17 protein-coding genes are annotated in these 20,188 nt (G+C 64.0%); 10 read left to right on the forward strand and 7 right to left on the reverse strand.

All coding sequences use genetic code 11. The features are described 5' to 3' along the window. Both FGD77_RS03495 and FGD77_RS03500 read right to left on the reverse strand, forming a co-directional pair. The gene (locus tag FGD77_RS03495) at window positions 1–897 is read right to left on the reverse strand and encodes a hypothetical protein (RefSeq protein WP_255006418.1); all 897 of its coding nucleotides are present in this window, start codon (window positions 895–897) and stop codon (window positions 1–3) included. Continuing rightward, window positions 897–2,789, reverse strand: a complete 1,893-nt coding sequence (locus FGD77_RS03500; protein ID WP_255006420.1) for a peroxidase family protein — start codon at window positions 2,787–2,789, stop codon at window positions 897–899. Before FGD77_RS03500 ends, FGD77_RS03495 begins: the two co-directional genes overlap by 1 nt. Window positions 2,790–2,970: 181 nt before the next feature. On the opposite strand from FGD77_RS03500, the gene FGD77_RS03505 reads away from it, so the two are divergent. From FGD77_RS03505 to FGD77_RS03540, 8 genes are all read left to right on the forward strand, one after another. Next, window positions 2,971–4,383, forward strand: coding sequence for an FAD-binding protein (locus FGD77_RS03505; RefSeq protein WP_255006422.1), 1,413 nt, complete (start codon window positions 2,971–2,973; stop codon window positions 4,381–4,383). A 3-nt stretch (window positions 4,384–4,386) separates the two neighbouring features. After that, window positions 4,387–4,800, forward strand: a complete 414-nt coding sequence (locus FGD77_RS03510; protein ID WP_255006423.1) for a hypothetical protein — start codon at window positions 4,387–4,389, stop codon at window positions 4,798–4,800. 7 nt (window positions 4,801–4,807) lie between these two features. Beyond that, window positions 4,808–6,346, forward strand: coding sequence for a hypothetical protein (locus tag FGD77_RS03515; protein ID WP_255006424.1), 1,539 nt, complete (start codon window positions 4,808–4,810; stop codon window positions 6,344–6,346). A 7-nt stretch (window positions 6,347–6,353) separates the two neighbouring features. Then, window positions 6,354–7,325 carry a hypothetical protein gene (locus tag FGD77_RS03520; protein ID WP_255006425.1) on the forward strand — a complete coding sequence of 324 codons (972 nt, stop codon included), beginning with the start codon at window positions 6,354–6,356 and terminating at the stop codon, window positions 7,323–7,325. A gap of 299 nt (window positions 7,326–7,624) precedes the next feature. Continuing rightward, window positions 7,625–8,857, forward strand: a complete 1,233-nt coding sequence (gene sstT, locus FGD77_RS03525; RefSeq protein ID WP_255006426.1) for a serine/threonine transporter SstT — start codon at window positions 7,625–7,627, stop codon at window positions 8,855–8,857. Window positions 8,858–9,089: 232 nt separating this feature from the next. Next, window positions 9,090–10,280, forward strand: coding sequence for a plasmid partitioning protein RepA (gene repA, locus FGD77_RS03530; protein WP_255006427.1), 1,191 nt, complete (start codon window positions 9,090–9,092; stop codon window positions 10,278–10,280). Further along, window positions 10,280–11,260, forward strand: coding sequence for a plasmid partitioning protein RepB (gene repB / locus FGD77_RS03535; protein ID WP_255006428.1), 981 nt, complete (start codon window positions 10,280–10,282; stop codon window positions 11,258–11,260). Before repA ends, repB begins: the two co-directional genes overlap by 1 nt. 21 nt (window positions 11,261–11,281) lie before the next feature. Further along, window positions 11,282–11,620 carry a hypothetical protein gene (locus tag FGD77_RS03540; protein ID WP_255006429.1) on the forward strand — a complete coding sequence of 113 codons (339 nt, stop codon included), beginning with the start codon at window positions 11,282–11,284 and terminating at the stop codon, window positions 11,618–11,620. A gap of 54 nt (window positions 11,621–11,674) precedes the next feature. Here the strand turns inward: FGD77_RS03540 and FGD77_RS03545 are convergent, their stop codons facing one another. From FGD77_RS03545 to FGD77_RS03565, 5 genes are all read right to left on the reverse strand, one after another. Next, entirely contained in the window at window positions 11,675–13,102 is a 1,428-nt protein-coding gene (locus FGD77_RS03545) for an amidase (RefSeq protein WP_255006432.1), read from the reverse strand. 39 nt (window positions 13,103–13,141) lie between these two features. Further along, the gene (locus FGD77_RS03550) at window positions 13,142–14,389 is read right to left on the reverse strand and encodes a TRAP transporter large permease (RefSeq protein WP_255006434.1); all 1,248 of its coding nucleotides are present in this window, start codon (window positions 14,387–14,389) and stop codon (window positions 13,142–13,144) included. Beyond that, window positions 14,386–14,898 carry a TRAP transporter small permease gene (locus FGD77_RS03555; protein WP_255006437.1) on the reverse strand — a complete coding sequence of 171 codons (513 nt, stop codon included), beginning with the start codon at window positions 14,896–14,898 and terminating at the stop codon, window positions 14,386–14,388. Before FGD77_RS03555 ends, FGD77_RS03550 begins: the two co-directional genes overlap by 4 nt. A gap of 1 nt (window position 14,899) precedes the next feature. Beyond that, the gene (locus tag FGD77_RS03560; RefSeq protein WP_255006438.1) at window positions 14,900–15,895 is read right to left on the reverse strand and encodes a TRAP transporter substrate-binding protein; all 996 of its coding nucleotides are present in this window, start codon (window positions 15,893–15,895) and stop codon (window positions 14,900–14,902) included. 88 nt (window positions 15,896–15,983) lie between these two features. After that, window positions 15,984–16,982: an LLM class flavin-dependent oxidoreductase gene (locus tag FGD77_RS03565; protein WP_255006465.1), complete on the reverse strand. Its 999-nt coding sequence runs from the start codon at window positions 16,980–16,982 to the stop codon at window positions 15,984–15,986. Window positions 16,983–17,115: 133 nt separating this feature from the next. Between FGD77_RS03565 and FGD77_RS03570 the strand changes: the two genes are divergently transcribed. After that, a complete protein-coding gene (locus FGD77_RS03570; RefSeq protein ID WP_255006439.1) occupies window positions 17,116–19,536 on the forward strand; it encodes an FAD-dependent oxidoreductase in 2,421 nt (806 codons plus the stop codon). Beyond that, a complete protein-coding gene (locus FGD77_RS03575; RefSeq protein ID WP_255006440.1) occupies window positions 19,536–20,177 on the forward strand; it encodes a TetR/AcrR family transcriptional regulator in 642 nt (213 codons plus the stop codon). Before FGD77_RS03570 ends, FGD77_RS03575 begins: the two co-directional genes overlap by 1 nt. The last annotated feature ends 11 nt before the right edge of the window (window positions 20,178–20,188 follow it).

Below are 20,188 nucleotides of genomic sequence, written 5' to 3' on the forward strand. Positions count from 1 at the left end.
TTACGTGACTTGGGCGGGCAGAGTGCGCTCGCCGGTGGCCCGGAACCAGATCTCGGCCAGCATGGCGGGCACGACGCGATGGGCGGGACAGGCGCTCCAGCTATCTGACATGAAGGCGACCCGCGGATCGGCGCTGCGCTGCGCCGCCCCGTCAAGGCGCATGAAAACCAGAGTGCCCGGCGCAACCGTGCCTGCGGCGATGTCGGCATGCGCGCTGGCATGGCGCAGGACCGTGTCAGGCGCTGCCGCCGCACAGCCAAGCGCGCCCTTGGTCGACAGCGCCCGGCGCGTCGGTGCAGCAGCCAGCGCGCCGTCCAGCCGCTCGACCGCGCGCTGAAAGGTGTGCACGGCCACGCCGGTCGCGTGAACGGCGGCGGGATCGCCGTGCATGGCCTCGGACAGGGTGCGCTTGGCCCTCGTGACCTCGCCGGTGAGGGCCCAAAGCAGGCGCAGGGCCGGGTTGGTCAACGCCAGCGATCGGTTGATGACATGGGCCGCGCGCCATGTCCGGGGCGTGGCGCGAAAATCCGGCACGAACAGGCGCCCGACCGCCTGCTGGCACAGCGGTCCAATCGGCGCCTTGGCCCCGCGCAACCAATCGGCGATGGCTTGCAGGCTGTCGCCATCCCAAGGCGTATCCGCAGGGTCCAGCCGCTGCGCCAGCGCGTCCTGCATCGCGATCCGCGTGGCGTCCTCGCGCGGGAGGGCCGATGGCAGCGCCGCCTTGTCCGTGCGCAGCGAGCGGAGCCGGATATTCTGAATGATCCGGTTCAGAATCGGACCAAGCCGCGTCGCCCCCCGGTCCAGCACGGGATCGGCGGCCGCGTCCAGTATCTCGCCCGGCTGGTCGATGATCAGCAGGTCCAGCAGGCCCGGAATCCGAATGCGCTGCCCCATCAGCCCGCCCTGTCCCACGGGTAGAACACGTTGCGCACATCGTCGAAATGCGGGGCCAGCGCCGGAGAGTGCCGCCGGATCACATCCCTAAAGCCATTGCTTTGCACCCATGAATACCCGGCGGGCGTGTAGATTTCGGGCGTGAAATCGGTCGAAAAGAAGCGATCGGATTTCAGGCGTCGCGACGCCATCAGGATGAAGATCCGAAACGCCGTGTCCGAAAACCCAAAGCCCTTGGGCTGGCGGGACGACTGGAACTCGGCCATGCAGCCGATCAACAGGTCGACGCGATCAATGGTGCCATAGACCTCGCGCAGCAGTTTCTGGTCTGCCTCGACGCTGGTAAGCTCTTCAAACGACGTGATTTTCGGCATCCCCAGCGCCTCGCGAAAGGCGCAGTAGCGCGGCACGCCACGTTCGCGGTCGCGCAGGATGTCGACGGCGGCAAGGTCCATGAAAACGCCCTCTTCGGGCTTTTTCGACAGGTTTCGCAGGGTGTTCGGGAAATTGTGCAGCACCATGGCGCCGGGCGGCTGGGTGGACAGGGAATAGAGCGCGTCGTCGAACGTCGCCCCATCATAGACCGTCCGTGCCTGACCAAAGGCGACCCCGGTCAGGTTGCGCTCGAACAGCACGCGGTCGTCATCGGATGATCGGAATTCAAACTGGTCCGGCAGCAGCGCGTGCAGCCGGTAAACGGCGGTGAATTCTTCGGTCATCGCATAGGGCGACCCGTGGTGATCGGTCGGCGTGCCGGGAATACCGGCCACGACTTCGCTGTCGGACACGAGGCCGAACCCCTTGGCAAGCCGTTCGCCCGACAGGCCATAGAAATTGCCGCGCATCGCCATGCGCCCGACATCGCTGTCCATCAGGGCGGGCGTCCATTCGACAGTGTGAATCTTTGCGATCAGGGCGGCGTTGACCAGCCGCGCCTTTTGGAACAGCCATTCGCCACTGGCATTCGGGTGGTCGATGCGCAGGCGATCCACGATGGCGTTATGTTCGCGCGTGAACAGCGTGTGCAGCAGGCTCAGCCCGATCCACCAGTTGCCGTTGACGCCCGATAACTCCTGTTTCGGGCGTTTTTCCTGCATATCTTCGTCCAGCGGCAGCAGGCCGCGCTCGTCGACCCAAAACTTGCCATTCTCCAGCCGCGCGCCCGAGCGTTTGCCACCCTCGCGGCGCATCCGCTCCATCCGTGCCCAGGATGATCCATAGACCTGACTGGCGTCCCACCAATGGGTTTCGACGTTGCGAAACGTAACCGGGCGGCCCTCGTCCGCGTCGGTGCGGCTGGGATCGGCGCCGGTCGCCAGCACGTTCATCGGCCCGTTGGGCGCGTTCGGCTCGCGGTTCGGCGGCCACAGATCGTCGTCCTGCACCGGGATCTCGATCTTGCGTTTGGGATCGTTGGCGCCGTGCCCCAGCCAGTCATGGACCATGAACTGAATCCACGCGGCGGCCATCACGTTGAGCGACTCGACCGGCACGAATTCCTTGCGCTCCATCAGCTTGCGCGACACCTCGCGCGGGTTCGGGCTGAGCAGTTCTGTGTCACGCTCGGCAAAGCCCTTGGACAGCGCGACATTGCGCCCGAACCGCGCACCGGCCATGCCCATCCAGGGCGATTTCATGTCATTGTAGCTGCCGTCGGGCATGCGGAATTCGCGGGGATCGAAATCCTCGGGCAGGCCGTCGATCTTGCGCCCGCTCAGGTCGGGCGGCGCGGTTTCCGTGTCGATCAGATTGTGATGTCGCAGGTTGACCCGGTGCCCGATGATCGCCGCCAGCGCCATCAGAAACGGCAATCGGGTCCAGGAAATCGTCCGGTCGGAAATCCGGGCCCACACCCCCAATACGAAGTCCAATAGCCGTTCAAGCATAGTCATGCCTCCTGAAGACTGCGGTACTTTCCACTTTTAAAGCATATCGTATTTGCCGGTTCACACAAAGGATGATATGGTAAATCTTAATTCTACCGCAGGTTATTTTGGATTTTCACATGAATTAACTGGCGCGCACACGAACACGCGCGCCTGAGTATTTAGCGATAAATGAAGGGGATCTATTATGCCGCGCGTCCGCGTTCAAAACTGGAAACGCTCGATTACGTATCACGCCAATTCGGTCGAACGGATCAATAGCGCCGAAGACCTGCAAAGGATCGTCAGCGATACCCAGCGATACCCCTCCCCCGTGCGCGCCAAGGGCTCGCACCATTCCACTACGCGCTGCGTCGTCGCCGAGGCCGGGACGGTTTGCGACATGTCCGGGATGAACAAGATCCTGAAGATCGACAAGGCCGCCAAGACGATCACGCTGGAGGCCGGCTGCCTGCTGATAGACGCGGCCAAGGCGCTGGAAAAGGAAGGCCTGCAATTTTACGCGAATGTCGAACTGGGCAACCTGACCATGGGGTCGGGCGCGACAGGCGGCACCAAGGACGCCTCGTACTACGACGACGGCGAATGGGAATTCGGTCAGGTCTGTTCCTATTGCATCGCCATGAAGATCGTGCAGGTCGACGGGTCCATTCTGGAAGTGACCGAAGACAGCGACCCCACCCTGCTGGCGGCGCTGCGCACCGGCTATGGCATGCTGGGCATCACGTACGAGATGACCTACCGGGTCAAGGAAATCTCGGCGATGGGCGTCCATCACGAGATGTTCACCGTCGACCGCTTTGCCCAAGCCCTGCCCCAGCTGCTGGAGCGCAAGCAGTCCATCATGCTGTATCTGTTCCCGTTTCTGGATCGGGTGCTGGTCGAATTTCGCTATGACACGGATGAGAAACTGTCGCCGGGGTCCAAGACCTGGGCGATCCGCAACTACACGTGGAAAACAGTCTGGCCCTTCGTTTCGAACGTCTTGGCCTATTTGCCGTGGACATGGCTGCGCTATAAAATCATCGACGTGCTGAACCGGCTGACGCTGTGGTTCATGACCTACAAACTGAAGGACACGAACTCCAGCCCCGCCGACCAGATCATCCGCTATTCCGAGATGGGCGGCTTCGCGTCCTACACGTTTTCGATCTGGGCATTCCCGCGCGATGCCTATCCCGAAACGATCAAGGAATATTTCAAGTTCTGCAAGAAATACTACAAAGAAAACAACTATCGCTGCGACATGCTGAACGTGGGCTACCACATTGCGCAGGACCAGTCGGGGCTGTTTTCCTATACCCGCGACTGGCCGGCGCTGACGCTGGACCCGGTCGCCTCGGGGGCCAAGGGCTGGGAGGGGTTTCTGGTCGCCTATAATGAATGGTGCGTGCAGCACGGGGGCCGACCGCTGTTCAACCAGACCGGCAGCCTGACACCGCTACAGGCGATGAAATCCTTTGGGCCGCAGATTGCCCAGTTCAAGGCGCTGCGCAACACCATCGACCCCGACGAGCGGTTCCTGAACGAGCATTTCCGCACCCTGTTTTCCGAGGTCGACGCGGCCGAGACGCCGGATGCGCCCCCGGCCGGGGGCTGAGCCATGCCCACCTATCGCGCACTTGCAATTTTCCGGGGGCTGCTCTTTCTGGGGCTGCTTTTGAACGCGGCGTTCTTTGTGCCGGGGCTGTTCGCCCCGCGCGTTCTGGAGGGCTGGTTCGATTTCGGCATCACCAACACCGTGCATTGGCTACAGAATGTCTCGCTACTGCTGATCATCGTCACGGCGATGTACATCCCCGTCATGCGCGACCCGTTCCGCTATATCTTTATCACCTATCTCGCGGTCGGGGGGCGTTTCGCCGCCGGAACGCTGTTTTTATGGGGGGTGTGGTTCATGGACTATCCCCAAGGCGTGATGACGCTGGCGCTGGGGGATCTGACCCTGTCATCGGTGCAGGCCTTTGTCCTCTACCGGGTGCTACAGGACGGTGATCCCGACGCGGGCTGGTCATGAGGCAGCGATGATGACACGGCTCGACCGCTATCCCCCCCCCGAGACGCGCCTGTTCGCGCAAAAGCTGCGCAATCGGGGGGTTGTCATATTGGGGCTGTGGGGGTTGGCGGCGCTGATCCTGTACACCTTTCCGCCCGACCGCCCGGTCGAGCGGGACAGCGAGGTCGATCATTTCTACTACGGGTCGATCGGGTCGGACCGCACGGGCGGATTGCCGACCAAGGTGTTGCTGCTGCTGCCCGAACTGTTCCCCGAATACCTGCCCGAAGGCGCCCCGCACGATCTGACCGCGTTCGGGTTCATCCAGCAGAAGGACGAGCGCCTGCCCATCGGGTTTTCCATCCGCCGCCAGATCATCGACCGCACCCAGATCAACTGCGCCGCCTGCCATACCGGCATCGTCCGCGAAAGCGCCGACAGCGCGCCGATGATCCTGCCGGGAATGCCGGCGATCACCGTCGATCTGCACAGCTTCTACCGGTTTCTTTTTGACGTCGCCGCCGATGACCGCTTTACCGCAAGGACGATCATCGATGCGCTGGACGACCGGGGCACCCTCGGCTGGGTCGATCCTGTCGTCTACCGGGTCGGGATTCCGATCATGCGGGACGCGCTGCTGGGGCGCGAACTGCGCAACGCCTTCCTGTTTCAGCCGACCTATACCCCATTTCTGCCCGGCCGCGTGAACACGTTCGACACGTTCAAGGGCGACCAGTTCCGCGACTTTTACGCCGCCGAGGGCGTGACCCCGGACCCGGACGAGATGTTCGGCATCGTCGATTTCCCCGCCGTCTGGAATCAGGCACCCCGCGAAGGCATGTGGCTGCACTGGGACGCCAATCAATCCTCGGTCCGCGAGCGCAATTTTTCCGCTGCCATAGGCGCGGGCACCCTGCCCCACGAGATGGATATCGACGCGCTGTTGCGGGTCGAGGCGTGGCTGCGCGACCTGCCGCCGCCGCAATATCCGTTCGCCATCGACGAAACGCTGGCCGAAAAAGGCGCCGGGATCTATGCCGCCCGCTGCGCCGATTGCCATGATTTTGGCAGCCCGTTGATCGGTCAGGCGATCCCGCTGGCGGATATCGGCACCGATCCCTATCGGCTGTGGTCCTATACCGACACACTGCGCCGGGCGCAGATCGACTATACGTCGGGCTATTTCTGGGAATTTCAGACGTTCCGGGTGACGGATGGTTACGCGACGCAGCCGCTGGACGGTATCTGGGCGCGCGCGCCCTACCTGCATAACGGCGCCGTGCCCTCGATGTGGGATCTGCTGAGCCCCGACACGGATCGCCCCGTCGCCTTCGAGGTCGGCGTGGATATCTACGACCAGCAGCGCATGGGGTTTCAGACGGCCCGCCTGACGCCCACAGGCGATGGTTTCGTGACCGAGGGCGGCGACGCCTACACCGGCCCGAACCAACTGCTGGACACCCGGCTGAAAGGCAACCCCGCCACCGGCCATACCGGGCCGCGCTATGGCACGGATCTGGATCACGCCGACAAGCGCGCGCTTATCGAATACCTGAAAACCAAATGAGGCCTTCATGACAATTCTCGGCCTGATACTTGCCCTGCTGATCATCGCCTATGCCTGGAGCTGGGTCTGGCAGTCGGGCCGGCCCCATACCGGCCCTGCCGAAGCCCCCGCCGCGCCCCGCGTCACCGGCACCACGATCCTGCTGTGTCACCGGATGGCCAAACGCCAGTCCCGCGCCACGCTCGGCGCCGGGTGGGCCACGGCCCGCGCCGGTCTGGTGCAGGGCCACGCGGACGACATCGGCTATCGCACTTATGCGCAGGTGCTTCAGGTCTCGCGCTGGAACGTGATCTATCTGTTGCTGCGGATCAGCCGCAGCTGGCCGGTCGCGGCGAAATTTTCGGTCCTGCACGGGCTGCCCATCCCGCGCCTGACGCTTTTCAACCGCGAGGCCCGGCGCGAAGCCAAGCGTGAAGACTGGGACATGATCGAGCTGTTGGATTTCGCGGATGATGCTGCCGCCCTGCGGTTCGTGCAAAGCGCGGCAGCCGCGGCGCTGGCGCAGGATGCGCGCGCCCATACCAGCCGCTCGCAGGCGGTGGCGATGATCACCACGCGGGCCTTTCTGCGCGGCGCCATCGCGCCCGATGCCGCTGTCACGCTGTTCTGCCTGCGCGCCCGCCCGGTGCTGGGTCGCGACGGCATGCTGGACTACTGGCTGGACCGCCACCGCCCCTATGTGCAGGGGTTGGAGCCGATATTGGGCTACGCGTGGTACGATCAGCTGATCGCACGCGGCGCCGAAGGCCTGAGCGCCCCCGCCGCCGCGCTGGACAATGCCCCCGGCGCCCCTTGGGACGGGGTGGCCAATATCGGCTACAGCCATATGCGCGATGTGGTCCGGGGGCTGTGGGATCTGCGCGTGCAAACCACGAACATGAGGCTGGTCTATGACGAAACCCGGTTCATCGACCTGTCCAGATCTTCGCTGATGCTGGGCAATGTCCGCACGGTCGTGCGGGCCGGGCCGACGCTTTAGATCAGCAGCGGTTTTCAAATCAGGGCGCCCGCCGCGCGGCGGGATATATATCTAGCGCCACCTGCGAATTGAATTATAGTAAGTGCACGAAAGCATATAAAAAATATGGACCCCTTGAAAAACCTCGGGTTTCCGGCATGATCGATGGGATTGGGTGGGACAATCCGAAATCCTGCCGATGCCGAAACAGATACCGGTTACCTCACGTGCCCAGGCCACGAAAAAAGAGGGACGCGACAACGCAGTGCTGAATATCGCGCAGCCGCAGATGCAGCAGACCCATGCAGAGGAGATTTTTCATGCTGAACTTCATCTTACGAGGCAGGCTGGTAACGCAGATCATCGTCGGCCTCATCGCCGGGATCGCCCTTGCCGCTATCCTGCCGGGGGCCGCAATGGCAGTAGGTCTGCTTGGCGCCCTGTTTGTCGGCGCGCTCAAGGCCGTCGCCCCGGTTCTGGTCTTCATTCTGGTCTGCGCCGCCATCACCAACCACAAACAGGACAGTCAGGCGCGGATGGGCCCGGTGGTGGTGCTGTATTTTGTCGGCACGTTTCTGGCCGCGCTGCTCGCCGTCGTGGCAAGCTTCCTGTTTCCCGTCACCATTCATCTGAACGTCACCGCCGAAGCGATGACAGCGCCGACCGGTCTGGGCGAGGTTCTGATGAACATCCTGCTCAAGATCGTGGATAACCCGGTCAGCGCGATCGCGAACGCCAACTATATCGGCATCCTTGCGTGGGCCATCGCCCTTGGCGTGGTGCTGCGTCATGGCAGCGAAACGACCAAGAACCTGATGTCGGATCTGGAGGTCGCCATCACGGCGATCGTCAAGGCCGTCATCCGCTTTGCCCCTATCGGCATTTTCGGCATCGTCGCCTCGACCATCGCCGAAGCCGGGTTTGGAACGCTTGTAGGGTATGCCAACCTTCTGATGCTGCTGGTTGGCTGCATGCTCGCCATGGCACTGATCGTCAACCCGCTGATCGTGTTCGTGAAAATGCGCAAGAACCCCTATCCGCTGGTATTCACCTGCCTGAAGGAATCGGGGATCACCGCGTTTTTCATGCGCAGTTCGGCGGCCAATATTCCGGTCAACATGGAGCTGTGCCGCCGCATGAAGCTGGACGAGGAAACCTATGCGATGACCATCCCCATCGGCGCCACCGTCAACATGGGCGGCGCCGCCGTCACCATCACGGTGATGACGCTGGCGGCGGTGAACACGCTGGGCATCCAGGTGGATTTTGCCACGGCGCTGCTTCTGAGCTTCATCGCCTCCACCGCCGCTGCCGGCGCCTCGGGTGTCGCGGGCGGCTCGCTCTTGCTGATCCCGATGGCCGCCAGCCTGTTCGGCATCGACAATGCGACCGCCATGCAGGTGGTCAGCGTCGGATTCATCATCGGCGTGGTGCAGGATTCGGCCGAAACCGGGCTGAATTCGTCCACCGACGTGCTGTTCACCGCCGCGGGCTGCTATAAGAAGGGCGACCCGTATCCGCGCAAGCTGCCGCAGGAAGACGTGGCGGCGTAAGGCACCCTGCCCGCCCTACCGACGCAAGACTATAAGAAAGCCACCGGCGCGTTCTGCACCGGTGGCTTTTGCGTTGACAGCTTACCGCCCCGCCCCAACGCCAAAAAAATGTTGCTTGAAGACGACTTGCGTGTCATGAATTCAATTGTCGCAAGGTGGCGGAGATAACGCCGTTTTGCGACGATACGGAAATGATCCAGCAAGAGATCATCAGGGCAGAGCGAATTCAGACATGAAAACTATAGCGACCAGTGCTATTGCGGCCTCAATTGCGTCAAACGCCGCCCGCCTGTCGGAGGCGCTGAACGCGCATATGCGCAACAGCTTTCAGCCCGACAGCAGAAAGGCGCTGCGCAAATTTCATCCCGCCGAAGTGTCCGAGCTGACCGGCATCAGCATGTCCAACCTCCGGACACGCCATCAAGAAGGCGATTTCCCTGATGTAGAGACGGATTCGCGGGGTCGCAGGCTCTATACAGCGCAGGAAATCGACCAGATCCGCCATGTCATGGCGCGCACCGGGCGCAACGGCGAAACATATCTGCCGGGGCGGCGAGATGGGGATGCGCTTCAGGTCATTTCGATCGTCAACTTCAAGGGCGGCTCCAGCAAGACCACCAGCGCGATTCATCTGGCGCAACGCTATGCCTTGCGGGGGTACAGGGTGCTGGCCGTCGACATGGATCCGCAGGCCAGCCTGACCACGATGTTCGGATACCGCCCCGAGATTGAATTTGCTGAAAACGGCACGATCTACGATGCGCTGAAATACGAAGACCCGGTTCCCCTCAGTCAGGTTGTCCGCAAGACCTATTTTCACAACCTCGATCTGGCGCCCGCGGGCCTTTTGCTGTCGGAATACGAGACGGAAACCGCCTACGCGCTTCAGCACAAGGTTGATCCGCCGTTCACCCAGCGCCTTGCCATCGCGCTGGACGAAATCGAGGCCAGTTACGATCTGGTCATCATCGATTGCCCGCCTCAGCTGGGCTTTACCACGATGACGGCGCTGTTGGCGTCTACCGGCCTGCTGATCACGGTCGTGCCCAGCATGCTGGATGTGGCGTCGATGGCGCAATTCCTTGAAATGGCTGGGGAAACCGTTCAAACGCTTGAGGAGGCCGCCGGGCCGGTCGATTGGAAATTTCTCAAGTTTCTGGTCGCCCGATACGAGCCCACGGACGTGCCGCAATCGCAAATGGCGGGCTTTTTGCGCTCGATCCTGCTGGAACAGGTGCTGACCACGCCGATGCTGAAGTCCACGGCGATTTCCGACGCGGGCATGACACAGCAAACCATTTATGAACTCGACCCCGCGCAGGTCGTCAAGAAAACGCTGGGACGCATCCTCGAAAGCGTGAACGGCGTGGCAGACGAATTCGAAAAGACCATTCAGCAATCATGGGGAAGGGAACCCACATAATGGCCCGCAGAAACCTGTTCCAGCCCCCGCCCCCACCGCCGCCCGCCGACACCGCCGAGGCAACGCAGGCCGAGCAGAAACCCCGCTTTCCGAACACCGGCGCGATGAGCGGCGTGAAATCCACGCTCAAGGATGTCGCAAGCAACGCCGTGCGCGAAATCCCGGCTGACGTGATCGAGGAAAACGGACCCAAAGACCGCCTTTCGTTTACCGACGCGGACGTTTTGGCACTGGCCACAAGCATCAAGGCGCATGGCCAGCAAGTCCCGATCATGGTGCGCCCGCTTGCCGATAAACCGGGGCATTACCGGATCGTCTATGGGCGCCGCAGGCTGCGCGCCCTTCGCTCGCTTGGACTACCGGCCAAGGCCCTCGTCAGATCCCTGTCCGACGAAGAGGCCATCCTGGCCCAGGGGCAGGAAAACACGCAGCGTCTGGACCCCAGCTTTATCGAAAAGGCGCTGTTTGCGGCTGAATTGGGTCACAGCGGCTATGATCAGGCCATCATTCTGGATGCGCTGGCGGTGGACAAACCCATGCTGTCGCGGATGAGCAAGGTCGCCCGCGCCATCCCGGAATCGGTGATACAGATCATCGGATCAGCCCACGGGATCGGGCGCAGACGCTGGGAAGACCTTGCAGATCAATTGCGAAACAACAGCGTCGATCTGGACCGGATCATGGGAACGGTCAGGCTGGAGGATGCCAAAACCTCCGAAGACCGCTTTGGCGCCATCAGCGACGCCGTCACGCGGGCCTTGACCCCACAGGCGCCGAAACGCCCGGCATCGCCCCCTGCCCTGTCCATCAAACTGGGCGACGGGACGGCTGTGGCAGAGGTCAAGGAAACCGCCCGTGCGCTGACCGTCAAACTGTCCAAGACCCAGGCCCCCGAATTTGCCCGATGGATGCGCACCAACGCCGAAGCCGAGCTGATCCGCCTCTACGAGGCGTGGCAGTCAGAGCGAGAGTCTGACTGACCGGCGCGCGGGCAAAGGCATGTGCCAAAGATTCAGATCAGCGGCCTATTGTCCGCGGACAATCCCGCCGCCGAGCGGCACATCCTCGTCGCCAGACTCCGTGATGCGGCCGCGCGTTTGGGTCTGAACGCGCCGGGAAAAGTAGACACGCTTCATGACGGATTGCCCATGACCGGGATCAGCAGCCAAAGCTGTGACGCCGCTCAAACCTGTTCTGGGGCGATCAGAACACCGGCGGGGATCTTGGCGATCACGCAGGTCTGTCAAAAGATCAGGACGGTCGACGCCCATTTTCGCTCTATCACCACCGGATCAAGGCGTGCCCAACGCCCCGCGGCGGCCCGGCGTTATGCGCTGTGAAAATGCAATTGTCCGCGGACAATTTCTATCGCGCGCAATGCCCCGGCTGGCGGTTCAACCAGCCATCGGCGACAAGCGGTTGAACCACGGGCGCGCCTGCTCCAACTGTCCGGCAAGGCGGAACAGGATATCCTCGCGCCCGAAATCCGCCGACAGCATGACACCGATGGGCAGACCCTCTCCGGACCAGTGCAGCGGCACCGACATGCTGGGCGCGCCGGTCATGTTGTAGAGCTGCGTGAACGGCGTGAACGCGGCCAGTGCGGCGCGATACCCGTCCAGATCGGCGGTATCGGTGCGCTGCACGCCCAGCAGCGGCGGCGGGGTCGCCAATGTCGGGCAGAGGATCACGTCGAAACGGCTGTGCAGATCGGCCATGCGGCGGCTTTGGGCGTGGATCTGGTACATCGCTTCGGCGTAGTCCTGCGCCTGCATGTCCTTGGCGTCCTCCAGCGCGCTCCATGTGACGCGGTCGACCTCGTCCTGCGATACGGCGCGCCCGCGCCGGTCGCCGATGGCGCGGATGCTGCGCGCGACGTTGCTGGCCACCAACACCCAGATCGCGCGTTGCAGCGGATCGGGATGGCCGGGCAGGGTGGTCGCGTCCACGTCATGGCCAAGCGAGGACAGCAGATGCGCCGCATCCTCGGCCGCCGCACGGCAGGGGTCGGCGACATCCGCGCCGGTCATCGGCGCGATATGCCAGCCGATGCGCAGGCGACCGGGATCGCGGCGCGTCTCGTCCGCATAGGGGCGCACGCGGGGCGGGGCGCAGTAGGGATCGCCCGGCGCCATGCCGTGGGTCGCGTCCAGCATCGCGGCGCTGTCGCGCACCGACCTTGTGAGGACATGCGCCACAGACAGGCTGCCCCAGCCTTCGCCGCTAAGCGGGCCGGAGGGGTTGCGCGCACGCGATGGCTTCATCCCGAACAGGCCGCAGCACGATGCCGGGATGCGGATCGACCCGCCGCCATCGCTGCCATGGGCGGCGGGCACGATCCCCGCCGCGACGGCGGCAGCGGCCCCGCCGGACGATCCGCCGGCGATGCGCGCGGTGTCCCACGGGTTGCGCGTGGCGCCCGTCAGGCTGGTTTCGGTGGAGGCGGCCAGCGAAAATTCGGGCGTCGCCGTCTTGCCAAAGATCACCAGCCCCGCCGCCTTGTAGCGCGCGACCAAGACTGAATCGGCGCCCGCCGGGGCGCTGCGGGCCAGCAGGCGGGCGCCGTTGGCGGTGACATGGCCCTTCATCTCGGCCGAGGCATCCTTGAGCAGGAAGGGCACGCCGCGAAACGGACCATCCGGCAGGCCGTCGGCGATGGCCGCGCGGCCATGATCGAACAGCTGCTGGGACAGCGCATTGATGGCCGGATCGCGTGCCTGCGCACGCGCGATGGCCATGTCCAGCAGTTCACGCGGCGATGCTTCGCCGCGCGCGACCAGCGCGGCAAGGCCGGTAGCGTCATAGGTTTCATAGTCTTGCATCGCGCGCTAGTCCATTGATGTTGTTATATTTATGACCACTCAGAACAGAAGGGGCCCGAAACCGATCACCAGATACACCACGATCAGGATGCCCAGATACGGCAGCACGGCGCGGGTGATCTTTTCAATCGGCAGGTTTGCGGTGGTCGAAGCAACGAACAGGTTGATCGCGACGGGCGGTGTCACCATGCCGATGGCAAGGCCGACAACGATGATGATACCGAAATGCACCGTGCCAAGCCCCAGTTGCAGCGCCAGCGGCAGCAGCATCGGGGTCAGGATCACGAGGGCCGAGGCGGTCTCAAGGAACACGCCGGTGACGAGGATGATCACCATGATCACCAGCAGCAGCATGTAGAGGTTGCCGGTCAGCGCCAGCGCGAATTCGGCAATGGCGCCGGGCACCTGCCAACTGCTCAGCGCCCAGCTGAGCACCGACGAGGCCGAGATCACGAACATGATGACGGCGGTCGTCACGCCCGCGCGGATGACGATACGATAGAGCTGTTTCAGTGTCAGGTCGCGGTAGATGAACAGCGACACGAGGATCGCGTAGTTCACCGCGACGACGGCGGCCTCGGACGGGGTGAAGATGCCGGAAAAGATCCCGCCGAGGATGATCAGCGGAGCAAACAGGCCCCACATGGCGGACATCAGCGTGCGCGCGATTGTGGCCAGATTGAACGGCGTGCCGCGCGGATAGGCGCGCCGGTGGCCCTGGATCAGCGCGACGATGATCAGGCCGACGCCCATTGCGACACCGGGGATGAAGCCGTTGAGAAACAGTTTCGACACTGATTCCTGCGCGATCACGGCGTAGATGATCATCGGCACCGAGGGCGGGATCACCACTCCGATGGTGCCCGATGCCGCGATCAGCGATGCGGCGGCGGCGGGGTCATAGCCCTTGCGCTTGAGTTCGGGGACAAGGCTGGCGCCGACCGCTGCAGTCGTTGCCGCGCCCGAGCCGGAGATGGCGGCAAAGAACATGCCCGCAAGCACCGACACGATGCTCAGACCGCCCTTGATAAACCCGAACATGGAATCGGCGAACGCCACCAGACGTTTGGAAATTTCGCCCTGCGCCATCACATCGCCCGCCAGCACGAACATCGGGACCGCCACCAGCGCAAAGCTGTTGATGCCCGAAAACATCTGCTGCGGCACCACCATCAGCGGGATGCCCGACAGGTTCAGCGCGCCCATCGTCGCGGCACCGATCACCACCGCGATGGGGATACCCATCAGCAGGAACAGCACGAACAGACCGGCAAGGACGAGGCTCATTGGATCTCCGGCAGGTCGCTGGCCGCGTCGCGGGCAGGGCGCCCGGCAATCAGGCGGATCAGGTCGATGACCGACAGCATCGCCATCAGCGCGGCGGCGAGGGGCATGACGGCGTAGACATAGCTCATCGACAGGCGCAGCGACGGGGATTTCTGGAAGCTCTGCACGTTCATATAGCGGATGCCGATGATCGTCAGCGCCACCATGAAGGCAAGACTGACAAGGATCGCGGCGCCGGTGATCAGGCGGCGCGGGCCATCCGGCAGGCTGTCGCGCAGCAGCGCCACGGCCAGATGCCGGCCCTGTTGCCATGCCAGCGCCGCGCCCAGAAAAGTGATCCAGATCAACAGGAAGCGCGCGACCTCCTCGGTCCACGACACCGAGGTAAAGGCCACACGCGAGACGATTTGAAGGGTGATGACCGCCGTCAGGGCGGCCATCCCGATAAACACCACGGGCCTCAGGACTGCGCCCAGCAGGCGATCGATCCGATCAAGGCCCGCCAGCATGTTACTGCGCCGCGCCTGCGCTGATCTGCTCCTGAATGCGGGGCAGGTAATCACCGAATTTGGCGCCGTATTTCTCGTAGACCGGCTTGACCGCTTCGGCGAAAATGGTCAGGTCGGCGCTGTCGTTGATCACCATGCCCGCATCGCGCAGCGATTGCATCTGTGCGTCCTGCTCGCTGGCGTTCAGGGCGCGCTCGAATTCAGCGGCCTCTTGCGCGGCGTCCTCGATGATGGTCTGCGCCTGCTCGTCCAGCTTGTTCCAGACCGGCAGGCCCATGACGAAAATCGCGGGCGCGTAGGAGTGGCGCGTCATGGTCATGTTTGTCTGCGTCTCGTTCAGCTTGAAGGAATGGACGACGTTGACCGGGTTTTCCTGCCCGTCGATGGTGCCCTGCTGCATCGCGGTCAGCGCCTCGGTCCAGGCCATCGGGATGGCATCGGCGCCCAGCTCGCGGAAGGTGTCGATATAAACGGGGTTTTCCATGACGCGGATGCGCAGGCCCTGCATGTCGGCAGGGGTGTTCACCGCGCGCTCGGAATTGGTGAGGTTGCGAAACCCACGCTCGGCATAGGCGAGGCCCTTGAGGTTGACCTCGGACAGGCGGTCCAGCAATTCCTGACCGATCTCACCGTCCAGCACGTCATAGGCGGCCTGCGAGGACGGGAACAGGAAGGGCAGTTCGAACACGGCCATATCCTCAACGAAATTGGACACCGGCCCGTTGGTGATCAGGCCCATATCGACCGTGCCGATCTGCATCCCTTCCAGCAGCGTGCGCTCGTCGCCCAGCGTGGCGTTGGGGAAAACTTCGACGGTGATCGCGCCGCCCGAACGTTCGTCGACCAGATCGCGGAACTTGGTCGCGGCGGCGTGAAACGCGTCCTGTTCGTTCACCACATGCGCAAGGCGCAGGGTAACGGGCGCGATTTCGGCCAGCGCCGGCAGGGGGGCGGTAAGGGTGGCAGCGATGGCTGCGAGTTTGAAAAACGTTTTCATCTGGCATCTCCCGGGGACTATGGCGCGCGGCGCGCGGCTGGTGCGGGCATATGGCGCAAATGATCCGGGCGATGCAAGGGCAGGGGGATCAGGCGGCCCGAACCCCCTCGATCTGCGCCAGCACCTCGGCGACGAGGCGCAGGGAATGCTGGCGCGCCGCCGGATCGTGGATCTGGCTGGCAAGGATCATCTCATCGGGTTGGTAGCGATCCTTCAGCTGGGTCAGGGTCTTGGCGATCGTGGCCTTTGATCCCACCGCGGACACCCGCAGCGCCTGATTGACCGCGCGCGTCATGTCGGGGCCGATGGCGGCCTCGATATCGTCCACAGGGGCGGGCAGTTTGCCGGGCATGCCGGTGCGCAGCCGCGCGAACGCCTGCTGCATCGAGGTGGCAAGCCGCGCGCCCTCGGCATCCGTATCGGCGGCAAAGACATTGGCGGCCAGCATGAAATAAGGGCGGTCCAGATGCTGCGACGGTTCGAACCGCTCGCGGTAGATCTGCACGGCTTGGTCCAGCGCATCGGGCGCGAAATGCGAGGCGAACGCATAGGGCAGGCCCAGATGCGCCGCCAGTTGCGCACCGTATAGGCTGGACCCAAGGATCCACACCGGCACATGCGTGCCCTCGCCGGGATGGGCGGCAACGGGCGCGCCGGGGCGCGGATCGCCCAGATAGCCGATCAGCTCGGCCACGTCATCGGGGAAACTGTCGCCGCCCATGCCGCGCCGCAGCGCGCGCGCCACCGCCATATCGCCGCCCGGCGCGCGGCCAAGGCCCAGATCGATGCGGTCGGGGTGGATCGTGGCCAGCGTGCCGAACTGCTCGGCAATCGTCAGCGGCGCGTGGTTGGGCAGCATGATACCGCCTGCGCCAACGCGGATGTGCTTTGTGGCATTCGCGATATGGCCGATCAGCACCGACGTGGCGGCGCTGGCGATGCCGGGCATGTTGTGATGCTCGGCCAGCCAATAGCGGGTATAGCCTGCGCCCTCGGCCACGCGGGCCAGATCGACGCTGCTGGCGATGGCGGCGCGGGTGTCTGTCCCCTCGGGGACCGGCGCGAGGTCAAGAACGGAATAGAGCATGTCGGCCCCTTTCATCTGCTTGCCCCTGATCTGGGCATTGGCGACCCGGATGACAACAGCGGCGGCACTGGACAGGAATGTCTAGACAGAGTTCCACCGCCGATTTATCGTGCCTGAAACAGGGAGCAGCGCCATGAAATCGCATTACAGGGTTGTCGTCATCGGGGGCGGCGTGGTCGGGGCGTCGGTGCTGTATCACCTGGCCAAGATGGGCTGGCGCGATGTGTGCCTGATCGAACGGTCGATCCTGACCGCCGGATCGTCCTGGCATGCGGCGGGCGGGTTTCACGCGCTGAACGCCGATCCCAACATCGCCGCGCTGCAAGGCTATACCATCGACCTGCTGCCCCGGATCGAGGCCGAAAGCGGCCAGTCGGTCGGCATGCACATGACCGGGGGGCTGACGCTGGCCGGCACGCCGGATCGCTGGGACTGGCTGCAATCGGCCTACCGCGTGTTCCAGTCCATCGGGATCGAGGATTGCCGTCTGGTGACACCGGACGAGGCGGTGGAGCTGAACCCGCTATTGTCCAAGGACGGCATCCTTGGCGGCATGTGGGCGGATCGCGAGGGGTATCTGGACCCCACGGGGACAGTGCACGCCTACGCACGCGCCGCGAAGCTGAACGGCGCCGAGGTGATCGAACATAACCGCGTGCTGGAGCTGACCCAGACCGCCGATGGCTGGGAGGTCGTGACCGAGCAGGGCACCATCCACACCGAACATGTGGTCAACGCCGCCGGCCTCTGGGCCAAGCAGGTGGGCCGCATGGCGGGCATCGAACTGCCGGTCGCGCCGCTGAAACATCACTACCTGATTTCCGATGCGATCCCGGCGCTGGAGGCGATTGATTTCGAAGTGCCGATGACCGTGGATCTGGAGGGCTTCACCTATCTGCGGCAGGATCAGAAGGGTGTATTGCTGGGGATCTACGAGGTCGAGCATGAACACTGGGCGCTGGACGGCGCACCGTGGGATTACGGGATGGACCTGTTTCAGGAACAGACCGACCGGATCGAACACGAGCTGACCAAGGGGTTCGAACGCTACCCCGCGCTCCAGGAGGTCGGGGTCAAGACATGGGTCAACGGCGCGTTTACCTTTTCCCCCGATGGCAATCCGCTGGTCGGGCCGGTGCCGGGCAAGCGCGGCTATTGGTGCGCCTGCGCGGTGATGGCCGGGTTCCTGCAAGGTGGCGGCGTCGGCAAAAGCCTCGCCGAATGGATCATCCATGGCGAGCCGGAGGCCGATGTCTTTGGCATGGATGTGGCCCGCTATGGCGATTACGCGCAGAACAAACGCTTCATCCGCGAGACCACCGGCCAGTTCTACAGCCGCCGGTTCGTGATGACCTACCCGAATGAACAGCTGCCCGCCGGGCGCCCGCTGAAAATGGCGCCCGCGCATGACGCGATGACCGCCGCCGGCGCGCGCTGGGGTGCCTCTTACGGTCTGGAAGTGCCGCTGTATTTTGCCCCCGAGGGATTCGCCGAGCGCGGCTCGCTGAAACGCTCGAACGCGCATGATATCGTGGGGGATGAGTGCCGCGCGGTGCGCGAGGCGGCGGGGCTGCTCGATATCACCGCCTTTTCCCGCTACGAGGTGACGGGACCAAACGCGACCGAATGGCTGGACCGGCTGCTGCCCTGCCGCCTGCCGAAACCGGGGCGCGCGCGGCTGGCGCCGATGCTGGGCCATGACGGGCGGCTGAAAGGCGATCTGACGGTGTTCAACTGGGGGCAGGGGGCCGATGGCACGCCGGTCTACTGGCTGATGGGGTCGTATTACCTGCGCGCGTGGCACATGCGCTGGTTCAGTGACCATGCGCAGGCAGGCGCAGAGGTGCGCGATATCTCGGACGACACCACCGGTTTCGCCCTCGCCGGGCCGAAATCGCGCGAGATCCTGCAACGCCTGTGCGAGGCCGATATTTCCGCGCTGCCCTTCATGGGCTGCGATCACATCGACGTTGGCCTGATCCGCGCCAAGGTGGGCCGCCTGTCGGTGACGGGCGAACTGGGCTATGAAATCCACTGCCACTCCAGCCAGCATATCGCGCTGCGCCGCGAATTGCTGAAGGCGGGCGCCGATCTGGGCCTGCGCGAGGTCGGCTTCAACGCGCTGCTGTCCCTGCGGCTGGAGAAGAGTTTCGGCATCTGGTCGGCCGAATTCACCCAGGGCTATACGGCGGCGATGACCGGCATGGACCGCTGGATCGACTGGCAAAAGCCCGATTTCATCGGCCGCGACGCGGCACTGGCCGAACGCGACGGCACCGGTCCGGACAAGGTACTGGTGACGCTGGAGGTGGACGCAGACGGCGCCGATGCCAGCGGGTTCGAGCCGGTGTGGAAGGACGGCGAGAAGGTCGGCTTCGTCACCTCGGGCGGCTATGGGCACAGTCTGCAAAAATCGCTGGCGATGGCGCTGGTGCGCCCCGATGCCGCGACCGAGGGCACCGACCTGACCCTGCACATCGTCGGCGCCGAGCGCCCGGCGCGCGTCATCGCCCCGTCGCCCTATGACCCCGCAGGCACCGCGGTGCGGGGCTGATGCCCGGCGGCAACGTCAAGGTCACGCGCGCCGAGTGGCTGGCGGCGGCGCGCGACGTGCTGATCTCGGACGGGGTGGGCGAGGTGAAGGTGCTGACCCTCAGCGACAGGCTGGGCGTGTCGCGCTCCAGTTTCTACTGGTATTTCAAAAGCCGCGCCGACCTGCTGGAGGCGCTGCTGAGCGAATGGGAGGCGGGCAATACCGGCGTGTTGGTACGCCACACGCAAATGCCCAGCGACACGATCACCGGCGCCGTCTGCAATCTGTTTCGCTGTTTCGTCGACCCGGACCTGTTCAACCACCAGCTGGATTTCGCGGTGCGCGAATGGGCGCGGCGCGACGGTCATGTGCGCCATGTGATCGACCTTGGTGATACAAGCCGCCGCCTTGCGCTGACGCAGATGTTCGAGCGGTTCGGATACGCCCCCTACGAGGCCGACGCGCGGGCGCGGATCCTTTATTTCATGCAGATCGGCTATTACGCGCTGGACCTGTTCGAGCCGCTGGAGGAACGCCTGACCCGGATCGACGGCTATGTTCTGGGCTTTACCGGGCAAAACGCGCGCCCCGAGGAGCTGACCGCGCTGGCCGCCTATGCGCGCGGGGTGCAAGAGAAACAAGCCGTAGCCCGTCCTGCATAACCCAAGGCGAC

It is taken from the genome of Roseovarius sp. M141 (assembly GCF_024355225.1).
In the GTDB taxonomy this organism is placed as follows: Bacteria; Pseudomonadota; Alphaproteobacteria; order Rhodobacterales; family Rhodobacteraceae; genus Roseovarius.

What these genes read in the sequence shown, in the direction of transcription:
- FGD77_RS03555 (WP_255006437.1), bottom strand. Translation starts at nt 14,898, where the DNA reads ATGCTGGCGGGCCTTGATCGGATCGATCGCCTGCTGGGCGCAGTCCTG.
- FGD77_RS03545 (WP_255006432.1), bottom strand. Translation starts at nt 13,102, where the DNA reads ATGCAAGACTATGAAACCTATGACGCTACCGGCCTTGCCGCGCTGGTC.
- FGD77_RS03515 (WP_255006424.1), top strand. Translation starts at nt 4,808, where the DNA reads ATGATGACACGGCTCGACCGCTATCCCCCCCCCGAGACGCGCCTGTTC.
- FGD77_RS03505 (WP_255006422.1), top strand. Translation starts at nt 2,971, where the DNA reads ATGCCGCGCGTCCGCGTTCAAAACTGGAAACGCTCGATTACGTATCAC.
- sstT (WP_255006426.1), top strand. Translation starts at nt 7,625, where the DNA reads ATGCTGAACTTCATCTTACGAGGCAGGCTGGTAACGCAGATCATCGTC.
- FGD77_RS03495 (WP_255006418.1), bottom strand. Translation starts at nt 897, where the DNA reads ATGGGGCAGCGCATTCGGATTCCGGGCCTGCTGGACCTGCTGATCATC.
- FGD77_RS03520 (WP_255006425.1), top strand. Translation starts at nt 6,354, where the DNA reads ATGACAATTCTCGGCCTGATACTTGCCCTGCTGATCATCGCCTATGCC.
- FGD77_RS03510 (WP_255006423.1), top strand. Translation starts at nt 4,387, where the DNA reads ATGCCCACCTATCGCGCACTTGCAATTTTCCGGGGGCTGCTCTTTCTG.
- FGD77_RS03575 (WP_255006440.1), top strand. Translation starts at nt 19,536, where the DNA reads ATGCCCGGCGGCAACGTCAAGGTCACGCGCGCCGAGTGGCTGGCGGCG.
- repA (WP_255006427.1), top strand. Translation starts at nt 9,090, where the DNA reads ATGAAAACTATAGCGACCAGTGCTATTGCGGCCTCAATTGCGTCAAAC.
- FGD77_RS03570 (WP_255006439.1), top strand. Translation starts at nt 17,116, where the DNA reads ATGAAATCGCATTACAGGGTTGTCGTCATCGGGGGCGGCGTGGTCGGG.
- FGD77_RS03565 (WP_255006465.1), bottom strand. Translation starts at nt 16,982, where the DNA reads ATGCTCTATTCCGTTCTTGACCTCGCGCCGGTCCCCGAGGGGACAGAC.
- FGD77_RS03550 (WP_255006434.1), bottom strand. Translation starts at nt 14,389, where the DNA reads ATGAGCCTCGTCCTTGCCGGTCTGTTCGTGCTGTTCCTGCTGATGGGT.
- FGD77_RS03500 (WP_255006420.1), bottom strand. Translation starts at nt 2,789, where the DNA reads ATGACTATGCTTGAACGGCTATTGGACTTCGTATTGGGGGTGTGGGCC.
- FGD77_RS03560 (WP_255006438.1), bottom strand. Translation starts at nt 15,895, where the DNA reads ATGAAAACGTTTTTCAAACTCGCAGCCATCGCTGCCACCCTTACCGCC.
- repB (WP_255006428.1), top strand. Translation starts at nt 10,280, where the DNA reads ATGGCCCGCAGAAACCTGTTCCAGCCCCCGCCCCCACCGCCGCCCGCC.